This is a genomic window from Halorubrum sp. CBA1125, assembly GCF_009742825.1.
In the GTDB taxonomy this organism is placed as follows: Archaea; Halobacteriota; Halobacteria; order Halobacteriales; family Haloferacaceae; genus Halorubrum.
The window spans coordinates 1-9,062 of sequence record NZ_WPCE01000119.1 but is presented as its reverse complement, the minus strand read 5'-3'; the positions used below and the strand labels follow the sequence as shown (position 1 = coordinate 9,062).

The following is a 9,062-nucleotide window of genomic DNA, read 5'->3' as shown; positions in this document are numbered from 1 at the left end:
GGGGGACGGCGTCCCCGACGCGGTCCTCCTCACCGAGCGCGACGTGCTCGACCAGCTCCGCGAGCTGTCGGCGGGCGGATTCCGGATCGAACTCGCCGACGAACCCACGCGCTGTGGGGCCTGTAACGGGCCGGTCGAGCGGGTCGGCGACGAGATCGAGACGTTCGACGCCGTCGCGGCCGGCGAGAACGTCGGCGAGGTCGGCGAGGACGTCGCCGACGGCCAGCGGCTCTTCGAGCCGGGCCACGCCCTCCGACCGTCCGACCTCGGCCTCCTGAAATCCGTCGGTCTGGACGCGGTCCCAGTCTACGAGCGACCGACGGTCGCGGTGATCCCGACCGGCGAGGAGCTCGTCCAGTCCGACCCGGATCCGGGCGAGGTGATCGAGACGAACGGGCTGACCGTCTCTCGGCTCGTCGAGCGGTGGGGCGGGGAGGCCCGCTACCGCGACGTCGTCACCGACGACGAGTCGGCGCTCGCGACCGCGGTCACGGACGCCCTCGACGCCGACGTCGTCGTGACCACCGGCGGCTCGTCGGTGGGCGAACGGGACCTGATCCCGGAGGTCGTCGGCGACCTCGGCGAGGTGCTCGTCCACGGCGTCGCGCTCAAGCCGGGACACCCGGTGTGTCTCGGCGAGGCGGCCGGCACGCCGATCGTCTCGCTCCCCGGCTATCCGGTCGCGTGTATCGTCAACGCGGCGCAGTTCCTCCGACCGGTTCAAAAGCGGATCGGCGGGACGACCGCCGACCCCTTCCCGACGCGGCGCGCGCGGCTCGGCCGGAAGGTGCCGAGCGAGCCCGGTACGAGAACGTTCGCTCGCGTGTCGCTCTCGAAGGCGGGTTCGGACGCGGGGAGAGAGACGGGCTCGGACCAAGACGTGCAAGACGACTCTGCCGACGACCTCCCGGATGCGACGCCGACCCGCGCGAGCGGGTCCGGGATCCTCTCCAGCGTCGCGCTCGCGGACGGCTGGGTCGTCGTCCCCGAGCCCAGGGAGGGGCTCGACGCGGGCGAGGTCGTCGACGTGGAGCTGTGGGAGGTGACGCCATGAGCGACCGCAAGGAGTTCCGCGACCTCGCGACGCCCGACGCCGCCCGCGACGCGATAGCCTCGCTCGACCTCGCGCCGTCTCCGGAGTCGGTCCCGCTCGAGGACGCTCGCGGTCGCGTCCTCGCGGAGCGCATCGACGCCGCGATCGACGTGCCGGGATTCGACCGAGCGTCGATGGACGGCTACGCGGTCCGCGCCCGGGACACCTTCGGCGCAGACGAGGTCGACCCCGCCGAGCTCGACCTCGTGGGGACGGTCCACGCCGGCGCGGCGCCGGACGTGACGGTCGAGCCCGGGACCTGCGCCGAGGTCTCGACCGGCGCCGTCCTCCCCGACGGCGCCGACGCGGTCGTGATGGTCGAGCGCACCGACGAGGTCGGCGTCGGGTCCGACGGCGACGACCGCCCCGACCGGATCGCCGTCCGGACAGCCGTCGCCCCGGGCGACCACGTGATGAGCGCGGGAGCGGACATCGCCGCTGGCGCCCGCGCGCTCGGCCCCGGCACCCGGATCACCCCTCGCGAGATCGGCCTGCTCTCGGCGCTCGGCGTCGACGAGGTCCCCGTCGAGGGGCGCCCGCGCGTGGGGATCGTCTCGACGGGCGACGAGCTGGTGCGCCCCGGGGAGGCGCTCGACCCCTCGCGCGGCGAGATCTACGACGTGAACTCGACGACGATCGCCGCGGGCGCGAGGAGGCCGGCGGCGAGCCCGTCCTGTACCCCCACGCCGGCGACGACTACGACGAGATGGGACGGCTCCTCCGGAAGGCCGCGGACGAGTGCGACCTGGTCCTCTCTTCGGGGTCGACCTCGGCGAGCGCCGTCGACGTCATCTACCGCGTGATCGAAGAGCGCGGCGAGCTGCTCCTCCACGGCGTCGCCGTGAAACCCGGGAAGCCGATGCTCGTCGGCCGGCTCGACGGTACCGGTCCGGACGCGGCGGCCGACCAGCACGCCCACGAGTCCGCGTACGTCGGGCTCCCCGGCTATCCGGTGTCCGCGCTCACGATCTTCCGGACGTTCGTCGCGCCGGCGATCCGCGAGGCGGCCGGCCAGCCCGAGCCCGCCACGGCGACCGTGGAGGGACGGATGGGCGTGAGCGAGCGCTACGGCGAGGGACGGCTCCGACTGATGCCCGTCGGGCTGCTCGACGTCGGCGACGCGGCACCGGAGCACGACCGACCGCTCGTTTACCCGGTCGACAAGGGGTCTGGAGCGACGACGAGCCTCGTCGAGGCGGACGGCGTCGTCGCCGTCGACCCGGACACCGAGTACCTGGACGCGGGCGAACTCGTCGAGGTTCAGCTGTTCTCGCCGGACGTTCGCCCCCCGACGCTGCTCGGCGTCGGCGAGGACGATCCGGCGCTCAACCGCCTGCTCGACCGACTCGACTCTCCCCGGTACCTCCCCGTGGGCTCCCGCGAGGGACTCCGGCGGCTCCGCGACGGCGTTCCCGACGTCGCCGTCGTCGCGGGACCCGTCGACCGCGCGGTCGACGCGGTCGACATCGGCGGATGGACGCGCGAGTGGGGACTCGTCGTGCCCGGCGGGAACCCCGACGACGTGACCGGAATCGGATCGCTCGTCGACCGCGACCTCCGGTTCGTCAACCGGTCGACCGACTCGGGGCTTCGCCGGAGCCTCGACGCCACGGTCGATGACGTCGCCGCGGAGCGCTCCGTGTCGCGGGACGACCTCACCGCCCGGATCGACGGCTACGAGCTAACCGTCAAGGGGTTCGAGAGCCCGGTGCGAAAGGTCGTCGCGGGCGACGCCGACGTGGGGCTCGGCCTGCGCGAGACCGCGGACCGACTCGGCTGCGGCTTCGTTCCGCTTGGCGACCAGTCGGTGTCCGTCCGCGCGTCGCCCGCCCGCGCCGACCGAGAGTCGGTTCGGGAGTTCGGGGCCGTGCTCGGCGACGACGAGATCGACGCGCTCTTCGGTCGGTTGTCGGGATACTCGCGGGCGAGCCGGTAGGACTTGCGTCCGACTTCTTATCACGGATCACGAGCCAGCCCCTCCGTGACGTAACGAGTCGCCCGCGGCAACCGAGGCCGATGCCCGGCGCACCGCCGTGGGGAGCGGCCGCGCCGGCTGTTCGCCACACCTCCGCCCGTCGAGGCGCTCACCCTCTCCGATCGGGGTTCTCGACGGTCCCCTCAGCCGACGCCGAGCCGGATCGGGTCGTCGCTCGGTTCGATCGCGACCGACACCCGTTCCCCGACCGCGAACTCCCGGTTCGGACAGACGACTTTCGCGCCGTAGCCGCCGTCCCGAGCCGCGAACAGCGACAACCCGACCACCCGGTCGCCGTTCGCGAGGACGTCGACCGGCTCCCACGTCAGCCCGCGTCCGGCCCCACGGCCGACGAGCGCCCCGAGCAGCCGAACCGCCGCGTCGCCCGAGAGCGCCTCGAACGCGCCGCCGCCCGCGTAGTGGATCAGCCCGCCGTCGAGGGGGATCCCATCGTCGCTCGCGATCGCCGCGAAGGACCGTCCCGGATCCGGGTGTGTCGGCGCGTCGAGCACGACGTGCGCCGGTCCGCGCTCGACGACCGTGCCGGTCCCGTCCCACCCGACCGGCTCCACGTCGACGCCCGCCTCGACCGGGAGCGACCCGCTCGCCCGGAGCACATCCACGCCGGGTCCGCGGAAGCCGAGGTGGACGTGGTCGTCGACCCAGCGTCTGAAGAACCCCGATCGGACCGTCGTTCCGAGGGAGTCCCCGACGGCGACCCGTTCGCCAGCCGATATTTCGGGGTCCACGTGGAGCAGCCGGGCGACCGTCCCGGGTTCCGTGCCCGCCCGCCGACACCAGTGGTCGTCGAGGTCGACGACGATCAGGTGATCCTCGTCGACGGCGTACGACCGGTCCGGACAGCCGACGGTCCGCGTCTCGCGCACGACGCCCGAAACCGGCGAGGTGCCCGTCGATCCTTCGGGGTACAGGTCGATCGCACGTCCGTCGTCGTGTGCGGGATACGGCGAGTTGAACCGCGAGAACCGTCGGTACCGTGCGAGGACGTCCGACGGGAGCGTGACGGGCATCGTCGTCTCTCGACGGGCGCTCCACCGCCAAGTGCCCGTCGGAACCGGCGTTCGAGTCTCGACTCCCGACCGACTCAGCCGTCCGCGGGTTCGATCCCCTCGATCACGAACCGCGCGCCGCCCGATCTCGACTCCTCGACGGAGAGGCGCCAGCCGTGCGCGTCGGCGATGTCGGCGACGATCGCGAGTCCGAGCCCCGTCCCGCCGCCCAGCGACACGCCGCGTTCGGTCACCTGCGAGCGCTTGTTCGGCGGGACGCCCGGACCGTCGTCCGCGACGGCGAACGTCACCTCGCCGTCACGACGCTCGATGTCAACCGCCACGGCGACGTCCTCTCCGGCGTGTTCGATCGCGTTGCGGAACAGGTTCGTGACGAGCTGGTCGAGCCGGTCGCCGTCGGCGAGAACCGTCTCGTTCGGGCCGTCGACGGTCAGCGTCGCGTCCGCGGTCTCGAGCTGCGACCACACCCGTCGCGCCGTCCCCTCGAGCGAGACGCGGTCGAGAGCGTCGACCGACTTCCCGGCGGTCGCCAGCGACAGCAGCCCCTCGATCAGGTCGTCCATCCGATCGTGGGCCGCCGCGGCCCGATCGAGCGCCTCGTCGCCGCCGTCGCCGTGACGGGCCAATTCCACGGCTGCGGTCGCCGCGGCCAGCGGGTTCCGGAGGTCGTGCGAGACGACGCCTGCGAAGTCCTCGAGCCGGTCGTTCTGGCGTTCGAGTTCCGCCTCGCGGCGCTTCAGTTCGCTCTGTCGCCGCTCGCGGGCAGTCACGTCCCGGAGCAGGAACACCCGTCCGCGTTCCCGTCCCCGCGCGTCGGTGATCGGGTCCTCCTGTACGTCGTACTGTCGGCCGTCGACGGTGAGTGGACGTTCGGAACCCCTCACCAGCTCCGGGAACGTCTCGGACAGCGCCGTCCCGACTCCATCTGCCGGGAGGATGGCCTCGGCAGCGGGGTTGAGGTCGCGGATCTCGCCGTCGGACCCGGTCACGATCACCGGGTCCTGCATCACCTCGACGGCCGTGTCCCGGGCGGCGACCGCGGCGTCGAGCGTCCCCAGCCAGAAGACGGCTCCGTACAGGGAGACGCCGTGGAGCACGATCGCTGGGGGATACCACTCGAGGTTCGCGTAGCTCCCGAAGTCGACGACCGTCGCGATCCCCGCGAGGAAGGGGAACAGCGTTCCGAGGAGGAGCACGAGCGTCTGGAGCCGGTAGCGGTTCCCGGTCCGGCGGTACAGATCGACCACGACCAGGACGCCCGCGACGCAGAGTCCGTAGGCGTACAGTAGGAAGGCGATCCCCGCGGGGCCGAGCCCGAACGAGAGCAGCGTGAACGGCCCCTCCACGACCGGCGTCACCGATCGCCGCGCGAGCCCGTGGGTCCCGCTTGACCACGCGAGTAGCACCCAGGCGAACGCCGGGACCGCGAGCGCGACGATTCGGTTCTCCGTCAACCACCGGTCGCGCCCGGCGAACGCCGCCGCGAAGATGACCCAGACGACGGGAATCGCCGCGAGTAGCGGCGTCGAGAGTTCGAGCGCGGCGTGCATCGCGAGCGTGTTCTCGGCGGCGATCCGGACCGCGTACAACAGCGAGATAGCTCCCCCGCACAGCAGGTACGCCGCGATCGCCGTCCCGCTCGGTTCGTCGTGGTCGACCCACGCGACGCCTCCCAGTCCCACGCCGACGACCCCGGCGAGCAGGCTCGCTGTGAGGTACGCCTGCACGGGTAGCGCCCCGAGGTCGCTCATCGGTTCGGTCTCCGTCCGAGTGCAGCAAAACCTTTGTGTCACGCGTCGGCCGAGCGCCGCAAGCGGCTTGTCGGCGCGGACCGTTCGTCGCCGTATGCGCGTGTACCGCGGACGCGGGGTCGATCCCGAGGCGGACCGCGAGCGGACCGCGGTGCTGCTGTCGACCGCGGCCGACGGGATACCGGCCGTCCGCGTCTGGGCGCCCCCCAGACAGGTCGCGTTCGGCCGACGCGATGCGGCGGCGACGGCTTCAATCGAGCGAAGCGGCTCGCGGCGGCTCGCGGGTTCCCGACGGTCGAACGCGACGTCGGCGGGCGGGCCGTCGCGTACCCGGGGCGCACGCTCGCGTTCGCGCTCGCCGTCCCGCTCGTGGACGACGGTCGCGGATCGATACGCGAGCGATACGACCGCGCGACCGAGACGGTCGTCGCGGCGCTCCGTGGACTCGGCGCCGACGTCGTCTCCGGTGAGCCGTCTGCGTCGTTCTGTCCCGGCGACCACTCGGTCCGCGTCGCCGGCGGAGGAAAGGTCGCCGGGATCGCCCAGCGGGTCCGGACTGACGCCGCGCTGGTCGCGGGCTGTCTCGTCGTGGACCCGGAGGAGGCCGCGGCGCTCGCCGCCGTCACCGCCGCCGTCTACGACGCCCTGGGCGTCCCTTTCGACCCAGCCGCCGTCGGAAGCGTCGCGGCGGCGGGCGGTCCGTCGGAACCGGACCGGGTGGCGCGGGCGCTGGAGGACGCGTTCGTCCACGGTCCGCTTGGCGACGGACGCCGCCGCGTCGAGCGCGACGACCCGACCGCGTGAGCCGCCGCGATCCCGTCCGAGGCGCGCCGGACGGTCGGATCGGACGGATCGCGGTTTCGACGTGCTTTTTATTCGCGGGGGTCTCGGTTCGCGCATGGCCGAATTCAAAGTCGTCATCGCCGACCCCGAAAGCGGCGAGACGTTCCAGCGCGAGATCGACGGACAGGACGCGAACCGCTTCCTCGGCCGCGAGATCGGCGACGAGATCGGCGGCGACGCCGTCGGGCTCTCCGACCACACGATCGCGATCACCGGCGGCTCAGACGAGACCGGCCGTCCGATGCGCGAGGACGTCTCCGGCACCCGCCTGAAGGAGCTGCTGTTGGAGGGCGGCGTCGGGTTCGACCCCTCTCGCGACGGCGAGCGCAAACGGATCACCGTTCGCGGCCGCGAGATCGACGACGACGTCGCGCAGATCAACGTCTCCGTCGTCGACGGCGAGGGCGACGTCGCCGCCGCGTTCGGCGAGGGAGACGACGACGCCGACGAGGAGTAAGGTCGGTTCTCGGTGCCCCGCGTCCCCTCCGACGACGAGGGCGTCGCGTCGGTGCGCGTCTCGCTCGCCCGGAGCGGCGGCACTCGTCGTCCCTGCGTCCGGCTGCCCGCGGACGACGAACTCGACGCCCGCGTCGAGTCCGGGTCCTGTGAATCGCTTGAGCCGGCCGACGGCGACGTCGTCCGTGTCGTCTTCGACCGCGAGAAGCGGTACGCCCCCGTCCGGGGGGACAGCCGCGGCCGATTGATCCGCGGGGCGTACGACAACCGCCGGCTCGCGCGGGAACCAGGCGAGGGGACGAACCGGCTCGCGGCGTGGCTCGACGCCAACGGTCGAGAGCCGGGCGACAGCGTCGTCCTCGACGTCGTCGTCCCCGGCGAGCTGTACGGGCTCCGGAACCCCGGGGAGCGGACGGTGTACGAGGCGACCCGCGGCCCGCGGTCGTCGCTGGCGGACATCGCGCGCGACCTCGACGGCTGAGTTCGGACCCGACGGTCGGATCGCTTATTCTCGCCCGCCCCCGACGTCGACGCATGAGAGAGGTCGACGCGGATCTGACGACGCTCGACCGCGCGATCATCAACGCTTTCCAGGGTGGATTCCCGGTCGTCGAGCGGCCGTTCGACCCGGCGGCGGCCGCGCTGCGGGATCGCGGCGTCGAGGTCACGGGAACCGAGCTGTGCGAGCGCGTCCGCGAGCTGGACGAAGCGGGGATCCTCTCGCGGTTCGGCGCGCTCGTCAACGCCGAGGAGATCGGCGGCGCGGCGTCGCTCGTCGCGATGCACGCGCCAGAGGACCGGTACGAGGAGATCGCCGAGACGGTGAACGGGTTCACCGAGGTCGCCCACAACTACGAGCGCGAGCACCCGCACCTCAACATGTGGTTCGTCGTGAGCGTCGCGGACCACCCGGACCCGGACAAGGACGGGAGCGACCGGATCGAAGAGGTGCTCGCCGAGATCGAGGCTGTCACCGGTCAGGAGACCTACAACCTCCCGAAACAGCGGGAGTTTCACGTCGGCGCGAAGTTCCTCGTCGACGGCCCCGTCGCCGACGGCGACGTCGACCTGTCGGACCTCGGTCCCGACGTCTCGCCGAGCGATCGGTCGACGCTCACGCCGGCCGAACGCGACCTGGTCGTCGAGATCCAGGGTGGGCTGCCGATCACCGAGACGCCGTACGCGGACGTCGCGGACGCGCTCGCCGCCGACGTCGCGTGGACTGTCGAGACGATCAAGCGGTTCGAACGGGAGGGGAAGGTGCGTCGCGTCGGCGTCATCCCGAACCACTACGCGCTCGGGTACACGGAGAACGGGATGACCGTCTGGGACGTGCCCGAGGACGTCCTCGACGAGGTCGGGCCCGCGGTCGCGGACCTTTCGTTCGTCACGCACTGCTACAAGCGCCCCCGCCACGCCGGCGTCTGGGAGTACAACTTCTTCGCGATGACGCACGGGCGGACCGAGGCGGAGAGCGAGCGGCGCATCGCGGAGGTGAAGTCCCTGATGGACGAGTACTGGGACGTCACGGAGAGCGACTGGGACACGCTGTTCTCGACGCGGATCCTGAAGAAGACGGGTGTCCGTATCGCGGACCGCGCGGAGAGCAACACGACGTGACCCAACAGTACTACGACTCGTGATCCCACTGTACCACGACTTCGCGGACGAGACGGTGCTCGTGTTCGGCGGCGGCCCCGTCGCCGCGCGGAAGGCGTCGCGGTTCGCGGCGGAAGCGCGCGTCGTGATGGTGAGTCCCGCGTTCGACGATCGGACTATCGCCCTCACCGAGGGCGTCGACCCCGGAGACGAGTCGGACCGACCCGCCTCGGCGGCCGGCCCGTCCGTCGAACTGGTCCGCGCCGCTCCGGAACCCGACGCGGTCCGCGGCTGGATCGACCGGATCGCGCCCG

7 protein-coding genes and 2 pseudogenes are annotated in these 9,062 nt (G+C 72.3%); 7 read left to right on the top strand and 2 right to left on the bottom strand.

What is annotated here, in order from left to right; genetic code table 11:
* Both GJ633_RS10985 and GJ633_RS10980 read left to right on the top strand, forming a co-directional pair.
* Nucleotides 1-1,054 (top strand): molybdopterin-binding protein (locus tag GJ633_RS10985; protein WP_156588866.1); only part of this gene is annotated, 1,054 nt, incomplete at its 5' end.
* Nucleotides 1,051-3,029: pseudogene (locus GJ633_RS10980) on the top strand (molybdopterin biosynthesis protein). The gene GJ633_RS10985 and the pseudogene GJ633_RS10980, both read left to right, overlap by 4 nt.
* 182 nt (nucleotides 3,030-3,211) lie before the next feature.
* Here the strand turns inward: GJ633_RS10980 and GJ633_RS10975 are convergent.
* Nucleotides 3,212-4,099, bottom strand: coding sequence for a hypothetical protein (locus GJ633_RS10975; RefSeq protein WP_156588865.1), 888 nt, complete (start codon nucleotides 4,097-4,099; stop codon nucleotides 3,212-3,214).
* Between the two features lie 74 nt (nucleotides 4,100-4,173).
* A complete protein-coding gene (locus tag GJ633_RS10970; RefSeq protein ID WP_156588864.1) occupies nucleotides 4,174-5,850 on the bottom strand; it encodes a histidine kinase N-terminal 7TM domain-containing protein in 1,677 nt (558 codons plus the stop codon).
* Nucleotides 5,851-5,944: 94 nt separating this feature from the next.
* On the opposite strand from GJ633_RS10970, the pseudogene GJ633_RS10965 reads away from it, so the two are divergent.
* From GJ633_RS10965 to GJ633_RS10945, 5 genes and pseudogenes are all read left to right on the top strand, one after another.
* Nucleotides 5,945-6,654, top strand: a pseudogene (locus GJ633_RS10965) (biotin/lipoate A/B protein ligase family protein).
* Nucleotides 6,655-6,748: 94 nt separating this feature from the next.
* The gene (locus tag GJ633_RS10960; protein ID WP_156588863.1) at nucleotides 6,749-7,150 is read left to right on the top strand and encodes a 30S ribosomal protein S6e; all 402 of its coding nucleotides are present in this window, start codon (nucleotides 6,749-6,751) and stop codon (nucleotides 7,148-7,150) included.
* 12 nt (nucleotides 7,151-7,162) lie between these two features.
* On the top strand, nucleotides 7,163-7,630 hold the full coding sequence (locus GJ633_RS10955; RefSeq protein ID WP_321169029.1) for a hypothetical protein: 468 nt from the start codon (nucleotides 7,163-7,165) through the stop codon (nucleotides 7,628-7,630).
* Nucleotides 7,631-7,683: 53 nt separating this feature from the next.
* Nucleotides 7,684-8,769, top strand: a complete 1,086-nt coding sequence (locus tag GJ633_RS10950) for an Lrp/AsnC family transcriptional regulator (RefSeq protein ID WP_156588862.1) — start codon at nucleotides 7,684-7,686, stop codon at nucleotides 8,767-8,769.
* A 19-nt stretch (nucleotides 8,770-8,788) separates the two neighbouring features.
* Nucleotides 8,789-9,062 (top strand): NAD(P)-dependent oxidoreductase (locus GJ633_RS10945; protein WP_321169028.1); only part of this gene is annotated, 274 nt, incomplete at its 3' end.

What these genes read in the sequence shown, in the direction of transcription:
- GJ633_RS10960 (WP_156588863.1), top strand. Translation starts at nt 6,749, where the DNA reads ATGGCCGAATTCAAAGTCGTCATCGCCGACCCCGAAAGCGGCGAGACG.
- GJ633_RS10970 (WP_156588864.1), bottom strand. Translation starts at nt 5,850, where the DNA reads ATGAGCGACCTCGGGGCGCTACCCGTGCAGGCGTACCTCACAGCGAGC.
- GJ633_RS10950 (WP_156588862.1), top strand. Translation starts at nt 7,684, where the DNA reads ATGAGAGAGGTCGACGCGGATCTGACGACGCTCGACCGCGCGATCATC.
- GJ633_RS10975 (WP_156588865.1), bottom strand. Translation starts at nt 4,099, where the DNA reads ATGCCCGTCACGCTCCCGTCGGACGTCCTCGCACGGTACCGACGGTTC.